This is a genomic window from Afipia sp. GAS231, assembly GCF_900103365.1.
Lineage (GTDB): Bacteria > Pseudomonadota > Alphaproteobacteria > Rhizobiales > Xanthobacteraceae > Bradyrhizobium.
In genome coordinates this window covers 6,293,903-6,310,455 of record NZ_LT629703.1, presented here as the reverse complement: position 1 = coordinate 6,310,455, position 16,553 = coordinate 6,293,903, and the positions used below count along the sequence as shown (strand labels likewise).

12 protein-coding genes and 1 pseudogene are annotated in these 16,553 nt (G+C 62.8%); 6 read left to right on the top strand and 7 right to left on the bottom strand.

The window, feature by feature from the left end:
- Positions 1-68: 68 nt before the first annotated feature.
- Positions 69-983, top strand: coding sequence for an SDR family oxidoreductase (locus BLS26_RS29700; RefSeq protein WP_092516046.1), 915 nt, complete (start codon positions 69-71; stop codon positions 981-983).
- A gap of 191 nt (positions 984-1,174) precedes the next feature.
- Positions 1,175-2,344, top strand: coding sequence for an SMP-30/gluconolactonase/LRE family protein (locus BLS26_RS29695; RefSeq protein ID WP_092516045.1), 1,170 nt, complete (start codon positions 1,175-1,177; stop codon positions 2,342-2,344).
- A gap of 159 nt (positions 2,345-2,503) precedes the next feature.
- On the opposite strand, the gene ppc is transcribed toward BLS26_RS29695, so the two are convergent.
- The 3 genes and pseudogenes from ppc to BLS26_RS29680 form a co-directional block, all read right to left on the bottom strand.
- The gene (gene ppc, locus BLS26_RS29690) at positions 2,504-5,290 is read right to left on the bottom strand and encodes a phosphoenolpyruvate carboxylase (protein WP_092518769.1); all 2,787 of its coding nucleotides are present in this window, start codon (positions 5,288-5,290) and stop codon (positions 2,504-2,506) included.
- Between the two features lie 228 nt (positions 5,291-5,518).
- Positions 5,519-7,062 (bottom strand): annotated as a pseudogene (locus tag BLS26_RS29685) (acyl-CoA synthetase).
- Positions 7,063-7,202: 140 nt separating this feature from the next.
- Entirely contained in the window at positions 7,203-8,018 is an 816-nt protein-coding gene (locus tag BLS26_RS29680; protein ID WP_092516044.1) for a crotonase/enoyl-CoA hydratase family protein, read from the bottom strand.
- A 102-nt stretch (positions 8,019-8,120) separates the two neighbouring features.
- Here BLS26_RS29680 and BLS26_RS29675 point away from each other — a divergent pair, with 102 nt between their 5' ends.
- Together BLS26_RS29675 and BLS26_RS29670 are read left to right on the top strand one after the other, a co-directional pair.
- Entirely contained in the window at positions 8,121-8,996 is an 876-nt protein-coding gene (locus BLS26_RS29675; RefSeq protein WP_092516043.1) for an SDR family oxidoreductase, read from the top strand.
- Positions 8,997-9,212: 216 nt separating this feature from the next.
- Positions 9,213-10,790 carry a fatty acid--CoA ligase gene (locus tag BLS26_RS29670; protein ID WP_092516042.1) on the top strand — a complete coding sequence of 526 codons (1,578 nt, stop codon included), beginning with the start codon at positions 9,213-9,215 and terminating at the stop codon, positions 10,788-10,790.
- 91 nt (positions 10,791-10,881) lie between these two features.
- Here the strand turns inward: BLS26_RS29670 and BLS26_RS29665 are convergent, their stop codons facing one another.
- A complete protein-coding gene (locus BLS26_RS29665; RefSeq protein ID WP_092516041.1) occupies positions 10,882-12,156 on the bottom strand; it encodes an acyl-CoA dehydrogenase family protein in 1,275 nt (424 codons plus the stop codon).
- A 231-nt stretch (positions 12,157-12,387) separates the two neighbouring features.
- Between BLS26_RS29665 and BLS26_RS29660 the strand changes: the two genes are divergently transcribed.
- Positions 12,388-13,167: an enoyl-CoA hydratase-related protein gene (locus tag BLS26_RS29660; RefSeq protein WP_092516040.1), complete on the top strand. Its 780-nt coding sequence runs from the start codon at positions 12,388-12,390 to the stop codon at positions 13,165-13,167.
- Between the two features lie 112 nt (positions 13,168-13,279).
- On the opposite strand, the gene BLS26_RS29655 is transcribed toward BLS26_RS29660, so the two are convergent.
- From BLS26_RS29655 to BLS26_RS29645, 3 genes are read right to left on the bottom strand one after another with little or no spacing between them, the layout of a single operon-like run.
- Positions 13,280-13,654 carry a DUF6285 domain-containing protein gene (locus BLS26_RS29655; RefSeq protein ID WP_092518768.1) on the bottom strand — a complete coding sequence of 125 codons (375 nt, stop codon included), beginning with the start codon at positions 13,652-13,654 and terminating at the stop codon, positions 13,280-13,282.
- Positions 13,655-13,713: 59 nt separating this feature from the next.
- Positions 13,714-14,697, bottom strand: coding sequence for a phosphotransferase family protein (locus BLS26_RS29650; RefSeq protein ID WP_092516039.1), 984 nt, complete (start codon positions 14,695-14,697; stop codon positions 13,714-13,716).
- Between the two features lie 10 nt (positions 14,698-14,707).
- Entirely contained in the window at positions 14,708-15,499 is a 792-nt protein-coding gene (locus BLS26_RS29645; protein ID WP_092516038.1) for an enoyl-CoA hydratase/isomerase, read from the bottom strand.
- A gap of 168 nt (positions 15,500-15,667) precedes the next feature.
- Between BLS26_RS29645 and BLS26_RS29640 the strand changes: the two genes are divergently transcribed.
- A complete protein-coding gene (locus tag BLS26_RS29640; RefSeq protein WP_092516037.1) occupies positions 15,668-16,447 on the top strand; it encodes an SDR family NAD(P)-dependent oxidoreductase in 780 nt (259 codons plus the stop codon).
- Positions 16,448-16,553 lie beyond the last annotated feature (106 nt).

Genomic DNA, 16,553 nt, shown 5'->3' with positions numbered 1-16,553 from the left:
GAATCTCGAGATTCCGGGTTCGATGCTGCGCATCGCCCCGGAATGACAGACAACAACGGGAGAGCCCCATGGCCAAATCACTGCAAGACAAAGTCATCATCGTCACCGGCGCGGGCCGCGGCATCGGGCGCGAGATCGCGCTGCTGTGCGCCGCCGAAGGCGCCAAGGTCGTTGTCAACGATCCCGGCGGCTCGGCCGACGGCGCCGGCTCGTCGGCTTCGCCGGCCGAGGAAGTGGTCGAGGAGATCAAAAAGCGCGGCGGCACCGCGGTTCCGAACTTCGAGTCGGTGGCGGAAGCGATCCCCGCCAGCAAGATCGTCAAGACGGCGACCGACCATTTCGGACGGCTCGACGCCGTCGTCAACAATGCCGGCATCCTGCGTGACATGATCTTCCACAAGATGAGCGTCGAGGCGTTCGAGGCCGTCATCAAGGTGCACCTGATGGGCTCGTTCTATGTCAGCCACGCCGCAGCGCGGCTGTTCCGCGAACAGGAGAGCGGCTCCTTCGTCCACTTCACCTCGACCTCCGGCCTGATCGGCAATTACGGCCAGGCCAACTACGCCGCCGCCAAGCTCGGCATCGTCGGCCTGTCGAAGTCGATCGCGCTCGACATGGGGCGCTTCAACGTCCGTTCGAACTGCGTCTCGCCGTTCGCCTGGACCCGCATGATCGGCACCATCCCGACCGAGACCGAAGCGGAAAAGGCGCGGGTCGAGAAGATCAAGCAGATGGGCCCGGAAAAGATCGCGCCGATGTGCGCCTTCCTGCTGTCCGACGCCGCCAAGGACGTCACCGGTCAGATCTTCGGCGTCCGCATGAACGAGATTTTCCTGTTCAGCCAGAACCGCCCGCTGCGTTCGGTACAACGCAGCGAGGGCTGGACGCCGCAGACCATCGGCGAACATGCGATTCCGGCACTGAAGTCGTCGTTCCCCAAGCTGGATCGCTCGGGGGACATCTTCACCTGGGATCCGATCTGACGGTTTCATTGCCCGGAACACGGCGATGTCAGGGGCTTAGGCAGCGACGGTTCCGGATAGCGCTGCGCGCCATCCGGGCCCGAGCCTCGCCCGGCACCGGCATCCTCCGGTTGCTTTGTCAAAGCTTGCCCGCTTTATGCCGGATTGCTGGCACATGATTACCTCCCAACAAAAAAATATGGGAGGAAATCATGACAAACCCAGCCAACCACCTCGAACCGTCCGTCGACCCGCGACCCGCCGGGCTCGACCGCCGCAATTTGCTGCGCGGCGCAACGGCGCTTGCCGCAACCGCCGTGACAATGAAAACGGCCTCTGCGGCCTCGGTTGCGCCGCTCGGTCAAACAGGCGCCCCCACGTTATCAACGGAGCCGCTGCCCCTGGGCCCCCTTCCGGGAAGCCGCTATCCGGATTCCCATCTGGAGTCCGCCAAACCCAAGCTATCGTTCGGGCCATCGGATTTCCCGGCCTTCGCCGGCACTATGGCGGTTGAGCGCGTCGCTACCGGGTTTCGCTGGGCTGAAGGCCCGGTTTATTTCGCAGCCGGGCGGTACGTGCTGTTCTCCGACATTCCGAACAATCGCATCATGCGGTTTTCAGAGGACGACGGTCATCTCAGTGTCTATCGCCAGCCGTCGATGAACTCCAACGGCAACACGATCGACCGAGAAGGACGTCTGATCACGTGCGAACATTCCGGCCGGCGCATCACCCGGACCGAACTCGACGGCTCGATTACCATCATCGCCGACAAATATAATGGCAAGAAGCTGAACTCGCCGAACGACGCGGTTGTCGCTTCCGACGGTTCGATCTGGTTCACCGATCCAGTCTACGGTATCGGCGGCTATTACGAGGGCGTCAAAGCCGACCCTGAGCAGGAAAAGAAAAACGTCTATCGAGTAGATCCGAAATCCGGTGACATCAAGGTTGTCGTCGACGACTTCGTGGAGCCGAACGGCATTACCTTCGCGCCCGACGAAAAGAAGCTCTATGTCATCGATACCGGCTTCACGGACGGGCCAGACAACCCGTCGCATATCCGGGTGTTCGACGTCGATATCGGGTCCGGAAAAGTTTCGAGCGGCAAGGTCTTTGCGGAAATACCCAAGCCCAGCATTACCGACGGGATGCGCTGTGACAGCGCCGGGCGTATTTGGTGCTCCGTCGGTTGGGGCGATCCGAAAGAGGACGGCGTGCGCTGCTACACGCCTGACGGCGACCTGCTCGGCAAGATCCACATCCCGGAAACTGTCGCCAATCTGTGCTTCGGCGGCCAGCAACGAAACAGACTTTATATCTGCGGCTCGACGTCGCTTTATGCGGTCTATACCGGCGTGCAGGGCGCAATGAAGCCCTGATCAACTCCACGTCATGGCCGGGCTAGACCCGGCCATCCACGTCTTTGTCATTTGCAGAGAAGTAGTCGTGGATGCCCGGGTCATCTAGCGCGAAGACGCGCTTCGCGCTTTTGCCCGGGCATGACGAGTTACAATAGCCTTGCCCCGCTCCGCAACGCCTCACCCGCTATTGCGCAAGCCCGCCGAGATGCCGTTGATCGTGATCTGAATTCCGCGCAGCACCTGCTCGTCCGGGTTCTGCGCGCGGTGCTCCTTCAACAGCTCCACCTGCACGTGGTTGAGCGGATCGAGATAAGGGAAGCGGTTGCGGATCGAGCGTTCCAGCAGCGGATTGCTCTGCAAAAGCCGCTCCTGACCCATGATCTTCAGCAGCAAATCGATGCAGTCATGCCATTCGCGACGAATGCGCCCGAAGATTTTCTCGCGCAGCTCGACGTCAGGCACCAGCTCCGCGTAGCGCGAGGCGATCGCGATCGAGCTCTTGGCCAGCACCATGTCCATATTCGATAGCAGGGTGCGGAAGAACGGCCATTCGCGGTAAAGCTCCTGCAGGAACGGCATGCCCTTGTCGGGATGTTCCTTGATCCAGGCCTCGACCGCACTGGCGAACCCGTACCAGCCCGGCAACATCAGCCGGCATTGCGCCCAGCTGAACACCCAGGGGATGGCGCGAAGGTCTTCGATCTCGCGGGTCTTCTTGCGCGACGCCGGGCGGCTGCCGATGTTCAGCGTCGCGATCTCGTTGATGACGGTCGAGCCCCAGAAATAATCCGCAAACCCTTCGGTTTCATAGACCAGCCCGCGATAGGCTTTGAAGGCCAGCGCCGACAATTGCTCCATCGCCTTCAGATAGTCGTCCGATGGCGCGCTGTGCTTTGGCTGCAGCAGGCTTGCTTCCAGCGTCGCGGCGGCGAGAATTTCCAGATTGTTGCGGCCGACCTCGCTGTTGGAATATTTGCTGGAAATGATTTCGCCCTGCTCGGTGATGCGGATCTGGCCGTTCACGGCGCCGCCGGGCTGCGCGATGATGGCGTCATAGCTCGGCCCGCCGCCACGGCCGACCGAGCCGCCGCGGCCGTGGAACAGCCGCAGGCGAACATGGTGGCGGTCGAAGACTTCGATCAGGCCGATCTCTGCCTTGTAGAGCTCCCAGCCCGAGGTGACGAAGCCGCCGTCCTTGTTGCTGTCGGAATAGCCGAGCATGACCTCCTGCACCGCTCCGCAGCTATCCACCAGCTTGCGGTAATCGTGAATCGACAGGATCCGGTCCATGATGGCGCTGGAGGCCTGCAGATCCTCGATGGTCTCGAACAGCGGCACGATATTGATCGAACTGCGGCCGGAGGGATGGATCAGGCCGGCCTCTTTCAGAAGCAGCGCCACCTCCAGCATGTCGGAGATCCCCTTGCACATCGAGATGATGCATTGGGGAATCGAGTCCGAACCGAACTTCACATGCGCCTCGGCGGCGGCATGGAACAGCGCGAGTTCGCCGAGCGTCTCCTCGCTGTATTTCACGAACGGCGACGTCAGCGGCCGCGAATTACGCAGCTCGCTGGTGAGAAGCGCCACCCGCGCCTCTTCGTTCAGTGCCAGATAGGACATGCCGGGCGTGGCGGCGTCGATCAGCTCGGCGACGGTGCGTTCATGCACCGCGGAGTTCTGTCTGATGTCGAGGCTTGCGAGGTGAAAGCCGAAACAATCCACCGCGCGGCGCAACTGCCGCAGCCGGCCGCGCGCGATCACGCCGGAATTGTTCGAGACCAGCGAACGATAGAGAATGTCGAGATCGGCCTTGAAGTCCTTTGCGCCGTCATAGGGCGCGGCCTCTCCGACCGGCGGCCGCCTGGTTTCGACATCGAGCTTCAATGCGGTTGCCGCCAGTCGCGCGTAGATACCCGATACCGCGAGCCGATAGGGCTCGCCGATCCGGTGCGGCGACGTGTCGGGTGAACGCTCGGCTAGCGCGCGCAGGTCCTTCGAGACATCGGCAAGATGCGCCGCCATCGACAGTTCGCCGCCGAGCAGATGCAGTTCCTCGAGATAGAAGCGCAGTATGCGGCTCGACTGCAGCTTGAAGGTGCCGCGCATCACATCCGCGGTCACGAACGGGTTGCCGTCGCGATCGCCGCCGATCCAGCTTCCCATCCGCAGGAACGAGGCCAGGTCGCCGTGCGCGCCGCCATTGCCGTCGTTCAACCGATCTTCGAGCGCGCAGTGCAGCCGCGGCACCTCGCGCAGGAAGGTGTAGTCGTAGAACGACAGCCCGTTGCCGACTTCGTCGAGCACGGTCAGCTTGGTCCGGCGCAGCAGGTTGGTTTTCCACAGCGTCAGCACCTCACGGCGCAACTGCTCGTCGTCGGCCTCGATCTCCTGCGGCGTCAACTGGACGCGTTCGCGCCGGTCCAGCAATGCAGCGATCTCCATTTCGCGATCGATCGTGCTCTTGCGGCGAACTTCGGTCGGGTGCGCGGTCAGCACCGGACTGACCAGCGCTTCGGCAAAGAATTTCCGCAAGTCGGCGGCCTTTAAGCCGGCCGCCCGCGCATTCGCCAGCGTTCCCGCCAATGTTCCCTGCGGCGGTGCCCCGCCCGCGGTCGAGCGCGAGCGCATCTGCCGGATGTTGTTCTGGTCCTCGGCGATGTTGGCAAGGTGAGAGAAATAGCTGAAGGCGCGGACAATGCGCAGGGTCTGGCTGATCGACATGCTGTCGAGGATGGCTTCCAGCTCCTGCCGGGCCTGCTTGTCCTCGTCGCGATGGAACCGGATCGAGGTCTGCCGGATGCGCTCGACCAGGTCGAACACGTCGGCGCCTTCCTGATCCCGCACGGTATCGCCGAGAATGCGCCCCAGCAGGCGAATATCGGTCCGCAGCCGGGCATCCTCCGCGTCCTCGACGCGATTCGACCGGATTTCGATCTCGGAAGGCATGGTCTGGGAAGACACGATCTGGGAAGACATTGGGTGGCTACCTCAGAAAATGCCCGGCACTTCCGAGTGTGCAATTTTTTTGCCGCAGCGCAAGATAAAGATGGAGGCGGTGCGAAATCAGATTTGGACCTCATCCTGAGGAGCGGCTTCTTGGCCGCGTCTCGAAGGATGGCTGCACCCGGGCTCTCATGGTTCGAGACGCGCCAAGAGGCGCTCCTCACCATGAGGGTTCGGCTGTTCCGTCTAAATCCTCCGCCCTGCCCGCTCCCAATAGGGGTCACGCAGCCGGCGCTTGAAGATTTTTCCGGAATCCTCCCGCGGCAGGTTGCCCTGGATTTCGACGTGTTTCGGCACTTTGTAGTCGGCCAACGAGGTCTTGAGCTGGGCCCGGACCGAGGCAATATCGAGCGTCACCCCGGCTGCGGCTCGACCACCGCCATCAGCGCTTCGCCGAATTCCTCGTCGGGAATGCCGAATACCGCGCAATCATGAACCCCGGGAATCGCATGCAGCGCCGCCTCGATCTCTGCCGGGTAGATGTTGACGCCGCCCGAAATCACCATGTCGCGCTTGCGGTCGCAGATAAAGACGTAGCCGTCTTCGTCGATATAGCCGACGTCGCCCGAGGTGATGAACCCCTCACGGTCGATCTCGGAGCGCTTCTCCGGCTTGTTGTGATAGGTGAAGTCGGGATTACCAACGATGCGCGAATAGATCTCGCCGATCTCGCCCTGCGGAAGCTCGCGCCCGTCGTCGCCGATGAAGCGCAGCTCGGCGCCGGGCGATATCTTGCCGACGGTGCCGGGCTTCTTCAGCGCGTCCTCGGAATTGGCAAAGGTGACCGCGCCCGATTCGGTCGAGCCGTAGAATTCGTAGATCACCGGCCCCCACCATTCGATCATCGCGCGCTTGACGTCGGCCGGACAGGGCGCGGCGGCGTGGATGATATGGCGCAGCGACGACATGTCGTATTTTTTGCGGACTTCCTCGGGCAGCTTCATCAGCCGGATGAACATGGTCGGCACCATGAAGATGGTGTCGATCTTCTCACGCTCGACAATCCGCAAAAATTCCTCCGGCTCGAACCGCGGCAGGATCACCAGCGCGCCGCCGAGACGGCCGGCGCGCAGGCCGAACGAGTTCGGCGCGGAGTGGTAAAGCGGTCCCGGCAGCAGCGCGCGGGCATTCGGCTTGAGACCGTAAATCATCCCGCGCATCCGCTCGGCGTTGGCGGACTGCTCCGGCGTCGGCGCGTACCGGCGCACGCCCTTGGGGTGGCCCGTGGTGCCCGAGGTGTAGATCATGTTCTGCGGCTGCGGCACCGCCGGCCCGTCATAACGCGGGAATTGTGCCAGCCAGGGTTCGAAATCGAGTGCAAAATCCGCCGTACCGAGATGATCCGGATTTATCTTGTAGTTGGCGAGAATTTCCGGCGGCGTCGGCACAGAGAGCGCGGTGACACCAGACGGGATCGCATCGCGCAACTGATGCAGCATGTCGGCATGCGCGATCAGCACCGACGAGCCGGAATCCTTCAGCACATAATTGATCTCTTCCGGCTTGAAGTGCCAGTTGACCGGCACGCCATAGGCGCCAAGCCGCATCGCGGCATAGGCCGCCTCGATGAAAGCGATGTCGTTGCGCATCAGCACGCACACGCTGTCGCCCTGCTTGACGCCGAGCTTCTGCAGTCCGCTGGCGATGCGGTCGGCGCGCTCGGCGACCTCGTCATGACTGCGCCGGCGCGCGCCGCTGATGATGCCGTGGAACAGGGGTGAGGTTGTCATTGTCGTTTTCCGATCTCGTGCCGGGTATTGCTGTCATTCCGGGGCGCGCGCAGCGCGAACTACGATGCGCAATCGCGCATCTGAGAATCTCGAGATTCCGGGTCTGGTGCTAACGCACCATCCCGGAATGACGGAGTTCGTCACCCCGCTTCCGCAAACCGCGGCGCCCGCTTTTCCATATTGGCAAGGACGGCTTCGGTCTGGTTCGGACTGCCCAGCAGCTTCTGTTGCTCGACCGATTCGGCAAGCAACGCCGGACCGGGATCGACCGACAGCTTGTTCAGCATGCGCTTGTTAGCGCGGATCGCGTCCGGGCTCTTGCCGGCGATCTCGCGCGCCAGCTCCATCGCCGCAGCATGCGGATGGTCGCAGATGCGCGTCGCGAGGCCGTAGCTCATCGCTTCCTGCGCTGAGAAGATGCGCCCCGTGTAAGTCAGCTCACGCAGGATATCGTCACGCACCAGGCTGGCGAGGATCGGCGTGCCGGCCATGTCGGGCACCAGGCCCCATTTGATTTCCATGATCGACATCCGCGCATCCGGCGTCAGGATGCGCATGTCGGCGCCAAGCGCGAGCTGAAAACCGCCGCCGAACGCGACGCCCTGAATCGCGGCAATCACCGGCACCGGCAACTGACGCCAGCCCCATACCGCCTGCTGCGGGAAATTCGCCTGCCCGTGGGTGCGGATCGACAGGTCGCGCTTCTCGCCGCCGGCTACCCCGTTACCGCCGCTCTCCTTCATCGCGGCGAAGCGTCCCATGTCGAGGCCGGCGCAGAACGCGCGGCCCTCGCCGGACAATACTACCGCCCGCACGCCCTTTTCATGCGCCAGCCGCTCGGTCGCAGCCACCAGCGCCTCGAACATCGCGGCATCGAGCGCGTTCATCTTGTCCGCCCGCACCAGCCGCACGTCGGCGACGCCGTCCGCAATCGATATCGAGACGCGTTGCTCCATGAGAATTTTCCTCCGCAGTATTCTTGTTGCCGCTTTACAGAACGGCGTTGTCCGGATTTAGTCAATCGACCAATTAACAGACAATTCCTTTGGGTGGAAACGATGTTCAACGATCAGCTTCTCGCCGGGCGGCGCATTCTCGTCACCGGAGGTGGAACCGGCCTCGGCAAATCGATGGCCGAGCGCTTTCTCAGCCTCGGTGCCGAGGTTCATATCTGCGGCCGCCGCAAGAGCGTGTGCGACGAGACCGCGACCGAATTGATGGACCTGCACGGCGGCCGCGTGGTCAGCCACGGCGTCGACATCCGCAACGCCACGGCGGTCGACGAGATGGTCGAGCAGATCTGGACTGCCGCCGGTCCCCTCACCGATCTCATCAACAACGCCGCCGGCAACTTCATCTCGCGTTCTGAAGAACTCTCGCCGCGCGGCTTCGACGCGGTCGCCAATATCGTGATGCACGGCACCTTCTACGTGACGCATGCGGTGGGGCGGCGCTGGATCGCCGCGAAACTGCCCGGCAACGTGGTGTCGATCACCGTGACCTGGGTGCGCAACGGCTCGCCCTATGTGGTGCCGTCGGCGATGAGCAAGTCCGCGATCCATGCCATGACGATGTCGCTCGCAGTCGAATGGGGCAAATACGGCATCCGCCTCAACACCATCGCCCCGGGCGAAATCCCGACCGAGGGCATGAGCAAGCGCATCAAGCCCGGCGACGAGGCCGGCGCTCGCACCAAGGCGCAGAACCCGATGGGCCGGGTCGGCACCATGGAGGAGTTGCAGAATCTGGCGGTGTTCCTGATCTCCGGCGGCTGCGACTGGATCAACGGCGAGACCATCGCCATGGACGGCGCGCAGGCGCTGGCGATGGGCGGCAACTTCTATCAATTGCGCGACTGGAGCGACGCCGACTGGAACACGGCGCGCGATTCGATCAAGGCGCAGAACGAAAAGGACCGCGCCGCGCGGGGATGATCGCAGTCGTCCCTGCGAACGCAGGGACCCATAACCACCGTTGTTAGTTGTCACGAAGGCAGCTCGCTCCATCGTCTTGCCGATGGGCCGCGGCGTATGGGTCCCTGCGTTCGCAGGGACGACAACGTTAAACGCCGAGGACACGATCCCGTATTGTCTTTGTTGCCGGATGACGCCAAACTCCGCGCAACGAAAATACGACGTTACGGGAGAGACATGTCCACACAGCAACCGGCCAACCTGGCCGAGATGGTGCGCGAGCGCGCCTGCAGCCGCGGTAATGCGCTGGCCTTTGAGTTCGAGGGGCGCCACACTTCTTTCGCCGAATTCGACATCAAGACCAACCGCGTCGCCAACGCGCTTGTAGCGCTCGGCGTCAAACCGCGCGAGCGCATCGCCTATCTCGGCAAGAACAGCGACACCTATTTCGAGCTGCTGATGGGCGCGATCAAGGCCAATGTGGTGATGGCGCCGGTAAACTGGCGCCTCGCCGGACCGGAGGTCGCCTTCATCGTTAGCGACTGCAAGGCGCCGGTTCTGTTCGTCGGACCGGAATTCGTGACGCAAGCCCGTAACCTCAAGCCCCAATTGCCCGAGGTGCGGCATATCATCACCACCGAGGGCGGCGCGCCGGAATGGCAGGATTTTACGGCATGGCGGGATGCTGCGAGTCCGGACGATCCCAACGTCGCGATCAGCCCGAAGGAGATCGCGATCCAGCTCTATACCTCCGGCACGACAGGCAAGCCCAAGGGCGCGATGCTGTCGCACGCCAACTTCCTCAATCTGGTGCAGAGCGGCAACGAGGCCGAGAAGCCCGAATGGAACCGGTGGTCGACCGACGACGTCTCGCTGGTGGCGATGCCGATCTTCCACATCGGCGGCAGCGGCTGGGGCGTGATGGGCCTCTATCACGGCGCCAAGGGCGTGATCGCGCGCGAGTTCGACCCGACCAAGGTGCTGGATTTCTTCGAGCAGTCCGGGATTACGAAACTTTTCATGGTACCGGCCGCGATGCAGTTCGTGGTGCGGCAGCCCCGCGCGCGGCAGGTTGATTTCTCGCGGCTGAAATACATGCTGTACGGCGCTTCGCCGATCCCGGCAGCGCTGTTGAAGGAGTGCATTGAGGTTTTCAAATGCGGCTTCGTGCAGATGTACGGCATGACCGAGACCACAGGCACCATCGTCGCATTGCCGCCCGAGGACCATGTCGAGGGACTTGAACGCATGCGTTCCGCCGGCAAGGCCTTGCCCGGCATCGAGCTTGCGATTATCGACGCCGACGGCAAGCCGCTGCCGCCGCGCCAAGTCGGCGAGATCGCCACCCGCTCGGGCTCGAACATGGCCGGCTACTGGAACCTGCCGGAGGCGACCGCCAGGACGCTTGGTGCCGACGGCTGGCTGCGCACCGGCGATGCCGGCTACATGGACGAGGACGGCTACCTCTATATCCACGACCGCATCAAGGACATGATCATCTCCGGCGGTGAGAACATCTATCCCGCCGAAGTCGAGAGCGCGATCTGCGACCATCCCGATGTGGCCGAAGCCGCCGTGATCGGCATCCCCGACGACAAATGGGGCGAAGCGGTCAAGGCGGTGGTGGTGATGAAGCCGGGCAAGGCGGCGACCGCGACCGACATCATCAACTTCACCCGCGAACGCATCGCGGGGTTCAAGACGCCGAAGTCCGTCGACTTTCTCGAAGCGCTGCCGCGCAATCCGTCGGGGAAGATTTTGCGGCGAAATCTGCGCGATCCGTATTGGGCGGGCAAGGATCGTCAGGTGAATTAGTTCGTCATTGCGAGCGAAGCGACGAAGCAATCCAGGCTTCGTTGCAGCAAGACTGGATTGCTTCGCTGCGCTCGCAATGACGGCGGAGATATCAATGCTTCCCCGCTCCCATATACCCGAACAGGAATCCCGCGACTTTGCGCTTCTGGATTTCCTCGCTGCCTTCGGTGATGCGATAGCGGCGGTGGTGGCGGTAGATGTGCTCGAACGGCTTGTGGCGTGAGTAGCCCATGCCGCCATGCACCTGCATGGCGCGGTCGGCGGCTTCGCAGCACAGACGGTTGGCCCAGAAGTTACACATCGAGACCTTGTCGGACAGCGTGTGCTCGACCTCCGCCTGGGTCAGTTTGTCCATCTCCCATGCCGTCTTGCGGATCAAGAGCCGCAGCATCTCGGCCTGCGTCGCCAGCTCCACCAGCGGCCACTGGATCGCCTGGTTCTCGGCCAGCGCCTTGCCGAACGGTTTTCGCTCGCGCGCATACTTCACGCTTTCGTTGATGCAGTAGACCGCAGCGCCCAGCGAACTCGCCGCCTGCCGGATGCGGTTCTCGTGCACGAAGCACTGCGCCAGCGACAGGCCTCGGCCGACCTCGCCGAACAGCGCGTCATCGGGCACGAACACATCGGTGAAGCTGACGCGCGGGTGATCGGTGGGCATGTTGAAGGTCCACATGTACTCCTCGACCTTCACACCCTCGGCTTTCGCGGGCACCAGCAGGCAAGTGATGCCGCGGGCGTCGCCGCCTTCGCCCGACGTGCGGGCAAACAGCGCGCAATGGGTCGCGACATGCATGCCCGTCGTCCACATCTTCTGGCCGTTGACGATCCAGCCCTTGACGTTGTCGCGCGTCGCCGGGACGGCTCGGGTTTCCATATGGGTCGCATCGGAGCCGTGCTCGGGCTCGGTCAGGCCAAAGGTGATGCGGTACTTGCCGGTGATCGAGCCGTCGATCATCGCTTTCTGTTCGTCGGTGCCGTAGCGGTCGAGCATGGTGACGATCGGCAGGTTGCCGACGATCGAATGCTCGTTCTGCAGGTCGTTGTGCAGGCCAAGGCCTTGTGACGCAAAATGCTCGCGGATCACGGCCATCCAGAGGTTGGAACCGTCCTTGCCGCCGTAACGCTTCGGGATGGCAAAGCGCAGATGGCCGGCGGCGTCGGCGAGATTCTTGGCCTTCCGCAGCAGCGCTTCCCACTCATGCCGCGGCAACCCGCCATTGTCGAAATCGGTGCGCGCCCATTCGCGGCGGTGATCGAAGAAGCGGATGTTGTCATTGGCCGCTTCCAGCGGCTTGATCTCGCTGATGATGAAGCGGTCGAGTTCGTCGAGGTAGGCGACGAGGTCGGCGGGAAGTGCGAAATCCAAGGCGGTCTCTCCCGGAACTGTTGATTTTATGATTTGCGTTTAGGCGCTGCGAGGCGCCTTTGCCTGGATCGATTAAGGTTGGAATACCCGGTCCAAGTCAAGGACAAGTCAAGCGAGCGAATACCGCTTGGCACGCGCGGGCGCGTTGCGTAATTGGATGGTATCATCAGCCGAGCAGGCGCTAGTATCGCGCAATATTCTTCGACACAGAAAATCAACACGGGAGCGAACATGGATCTGAAATTCTCCAAGGTCACGCGCAAGGGACCGATCACGATCATCACGCTGTCGCGCCCGGAAGTGTACAACGCCCTGCATATCGAGGCGCATTTCGAACTCAACAAGGTATTCGACGATTTCTCTGATGATCCCGACCAGTGGGTCGCGATCGTCACCGGCGCCGGCGACAAGGCATTCTGCGCCGGCAACGACCTGAAATGGCAGGCGGCGGGCGGCAAGCGCGGCTGGGACAAGGGCGGCTTCGCCGGCCTCACCTCGCGCTTCGACTGCGACAAGCCGATCATCGCCGCCGTCAACGGGGTGGCGATGGGCGGCGGTTTTGAAATCGCGCTGGCCTGCGACCTCATCATCGCTTCCGACAACGCCACCTTCGCGCTGCCCGAACCGCGCGTCGGCCTCGCCGCTTTGGCCGGCGGCGTGCACCGCCTGCCGCGCCAGATCGGCCTCAAGCGCGCCATGGGCATGATCCTGACCGCGCGCCATGTTTCGGCCAAGGAAGGCCTCGAACTCGGCTTCGTCAACGAAGTGGTGCCGCTGAATGAACTGATGACAACCGCCGAGCGCTGGGCCGAGACCATAGCCAAGAACTCGCCGATGTCGATCCGCGCCTCCAAGCAGGCGATCCAGAAGGGCCTCGAAGTCTCGCTGGAACAGGCAATCGCCGAGCAGCGCGAGTACCCCGCGGTGAAGGCGATGGCGGCCTCGCAGGATTACATCGAGGGGCCGAAGGCGTTTTCAGAGAAGCGCCCGCCGAAGTGGCTGGGGAGGTAGTTTCTCGCCGTCATTGCGAGGAGCGAAGCGACGAAGCAATCCATCTTTCTTTGTGCTGAGAGATGGATTGCTTCGCTTCGCTCGCAATGACGGGGAGAGTTGGTTACCCGCCCTACTTATTCCCCAGCTCCCTTTTATACGACCCGTAGTTCGGCTGATCGACCGCGAGCTTGTCCATCGTGGTCTGCCACAGATGCTCCGACAGCCCCGGCGTCTGCAGATCGACCTCGCCCTTTGCAATTTTGTCGGACAGCGCGCGATTGAGTTCGAGCAGCGAGCCGTCGGCGCCGAGCAACTGCTTCAGTCGGGTGTGTTCCGCCGCGTCGCCATCATCAGCCAGCGTCAGTTGCCGCGTCACGAGATCGAGCGCGTTGATGCCGACGCGGAGCTTGAAGGCGTTGTGGCCCTTGATCGCGGGCGTGATTTCGTTGCGCAGGAAATCGGCGACTGCCTTGAGCAATTCGGTCGGTGTCGGTTCGTCCTGCATCATTTCCTCATCTTTTTTGGGCATGATCTGATCCGAAAACCGGTTCCCACTTTTCGGGATCATGCCCGCGGGGCTAACAGCCGCAACAAATCGATTTCGGTTTCCGACGAGCGCCGGCCGATCATGGCGCGCTCCATCGAATGATCCGGCCCCTGACGAAACCGCTGCATCATGCCGCAGCACATGATGCCCCAGCGCAGCGTGCCCATCACTTCCCAGAACATCACGCGATCGGGATCGCAGGTGCGCCCGGTTTCCTCGTAGCCCGCGAACAGATCCTCGCGCGAACCAAAACCGCCGACCGGCTTGTCGATCTCGCCGAAGCGCCAGGAGTTGACGCAGATCCAGCCCAAATCCTCCATCGGATCGCCGAAATGCGCGAGCTCCCAGTCCAGCACCGCGCGGACGCCGTCGGAGCCGATGATCAGGTTGCCGTGGCGAAAATCGCCATGCACCAGCGTCACTTCTTTTGACGGTCCGGGATCACGTTCCCGCAGCCAGCGTAACGCCAGCTCGAACACCGGCCGCGGCCAGTTGAAGCTGCGGTATTCGCGTTCGAGATCGGCGATCTCTTTGGTCGCCGTCATCTCGCGCAGCTTTGGCAGTTTCGCCGCCGGCAGACCGTGGATGCCGGCAACCACCCTGCCGAGCTGCCGCGCCAGCAGCGGGCGGGCCTTGGCAAATTCCTCATCGCGCAAAATCTTGCGGGCGATGGTCTCGCCTTCGATCCGCTGCATGATGAAGCCGGTGCCGAGTTCGTCTTCTGGGACAAGCACATGCATCACGCGCGGCGACGGCAGGCCCGCATCATGCGCGAGCTGCATCAGCGTCGCCTCGGCGTCGAGCCCGGCAGCGCGCCCCGGCGAGGCGCCATAGCCCGGTGGCGCGCGGCGCAGGATCGCGCCCGACGTGCCGCCGGCATGGACGATGTCGAAGCTCCAGGTCTCCTGGCTGGCGCCGCCGGAAAGTTTTGCGGCGCCAGTGACGCCGGTCGCTCCCGGATAGAACGAGGCGACACAGCGTCCGAGTTGCTGTTCGATCATGTGTCTTGAATCATTTTCCCTTGAATTTCGCGGGGCGCTTTTCGAGGAACGCCGTCACGCCTTCCTTGAAATCTTCCGCGGCGCCCGCGATGCGCTGCGATTCGAATTCGAGGTTAAGCTGCTCCTCGTAGGAATTTTCCGGGCTGTCCCAATAGAGCTTGCGGATCAGCGACAGCGCAATCGTCGGGCCGTTCGCCAGATCATGCGCCATCTTCATGGTTTCTTCCATCAGCGCTGCGTCGTCATGGACGCGGTTGACGAGGCCCCATTCCAGCGCCTTTTCGGCCGGCAGCCGCTCGCCCATCAGCGACAGTTCGACCGACCGCGCCTTGCCGATCATGCGCGGCAACAGCCAAGTCGAGCCGCAATCCGGCACCAGGCCGATGCGGCGGAACGCCTGCAGGAAATAGGACGAGCGTGCGCACAGGATCATGTCGCCCATCAGTGCAAAACTCATCCCGGCGCCGGCGGCGGGACCGTTGACCGCGGTCACGATCGGGCAATGCAGGTTGCGCAGGCGGCGCAGGAATGGGTGGAACGCGGTTTCCAGCGCGGCACCGGCATTGACCTTGCCGGGCTTGGCGTTGCTGCGGCCCTGAAGATTGGCGCCGGTGCAAAACGCGCGTCCGGCGCCTGTCATGACGAGGCAGCGGACTTCGCTGCGCTTCTCCTCGATCGCATCCAGCGCCTCGGCGAGGCCGCCGAGCATGTCGATCGAGACCGCGTTCATGACCTCCTGATGATCGAGTTTGAGGATGGCCACTGAACCATCGAAATCGAGCGTGACGTGCTTGAACTGCATTGTTTCCTCGCGAGTTGTGTTTACGCGCTATTTTTGTGCGCGATCGGCTTCGGCCCATATTTGATTTTCCGGACAGGCTTGTCCATGGTTGCCCCTGAACGTCTGTCCATCATCGGACGCGTATCTAAAGCGCGCCGTACCAAATGGAAACACCCAAAGGATACCGCTATGAGCATCTTCGACCTCACCGGCCGCACGGCGGTCATCACCGGCGGCAACGGCGGCATCGGCCTCGGCATCGCGCAGGCGCTGCACGCGGAAGGCTGCAACGTCTCGATCTGGGGCCGCAACGCCGACAAGAACAAGAACGCGGCGGCCACCATGAGCTCCGGCAAGGGCAAGGTCGCCACGCAAATCTGCGACGTCTCCGATCCGGCTTCGGTGAAGGCTGCGATGAAGGCGACGCTCGACACATTCGGCCGGGTCGACGGCTGCTTCGCCAATGCCGGCATCGGCGGCGGCGGACGGCGCGCCTTCATCGACCGCACCGAGGAAGAATGGCGAAAAATGTTCGCGACCAACCTCGACGGCGTGTTTCACGTGTTCCAAGTAGCCGCCCGCCACATGACCGAGCGCGCCGAAGCCGGCGACAAGTTCGGCCGGCTGGTCGCGACTTCCAGCCTCGCGTCCTTGTTCGGCACCGCGCGCAACGAGCACTACGCCGGCACCAAGGCGGCGCTGAATGCGCTGTGCCGCGCGCTCGCCGTCGAACTGGCGCGCTACGGTGTTACTGCGAACGCGATCCTGCCTGGCTGGATCAAGAGCGACATGACTGCCAACATCATGGCCAACGACAAGTTCGTCGCCAACGTGATGCCGCGCATTCCGGTGCGCCGCTTCGGCGAGCCCACCGATTTCGGCGGCATTGCGGTCTACATCATGAGCAAGGCATCGTCGTACCATACGGCGGATACGTTCGTGATCGACGGCGGCTACACGGCGTTTTGAGGATTGGTTGGAGCGCGGCGCCCTCTCCGCGTCATTGCGAGCGAAGCGAAGCAATCCATTCTTTCTTTGTACGGGAAGATGGATTGCCGCGTCGCTTCGCTCCTCG

What these genes read in the sequence shown, in the direction of transcription:
- BLS26_RS29700 (WP_092516046.1), top strand. Translation starts at nt 69, where the DNA reads ATGGCCAAATCACTGCAAGACAAAGTCATCATCGTCACCGGCGCGGGC.
- BLS26_RS29695 (WP_092516045.1), top strand. Translation starts at nt 1,175, where the DNA reads ATGACAAACCCAGCCAACCACCTCGAACCGTCCGTCGACCCGCGACCC.
- BLS26_RS29680 (WP_092516044.1), bottom strand. Translation starts at nt 8,018, where the DNA reads ATGGAGCAACGCGTCTCGATATCGATTGCGGACGGCGTCGCCGACGTG.
- BLS26_RS29675 (WP_092516043.1), top strand. Translation starts at nt 8,121, where the DNA reads ATGTTCAACGATCAGCTTCTCGCCGGGCGGCGCATTCTCGTCACCGGA.
- BLS26_RS29670 (WP_092516042.1), top strand. Translation starts at nt 9,213, where the DNA reads ATGTCCACACAGCAACCGGCCAACCTGGCCGAGATGGTGCGCGAGCGC.
- BLS26_RS29660 (WP_092516040.1), top strand. Translation starts at nt 12,388, where the DNA reads ATGGATCTGAAATTCTCCAAGGTCACGCGCAAGGGACCGATCACGATC.
- BLS26_RS29655 (WP_092518768.1), bottom strand. Translation starts at nt 13,654, where the DNA reads ATGCAGGACGAACCGACACCGACCGAATTGCTCAAGGCAGTCGCCGAT.
- BLS26_RS29650 (WP_092516039.1), bottom strand. Translation starts at nt 14,697, where the DNA reads ATGATCGAACAGCAACTCGGACGCTGTGTCGCCTCGTTCTATCCGGGA.
- BLS26_RS29645 (WP_092516038.1), bottom strand. Translation starts at nt 15,499, where the DNA reads ATGCAGTTCAAGCACGTCACGCTCGATTTCGATGGTTCAGTGGCCATC.
- BLS26_RS29640 (WP_092516037.1), top strand. Translation starts at nt 15,668, where the DNA reads ATGAGCATCTTCGACCTCACCGGCCGCACGGCGGTCATCACCGGCGGC.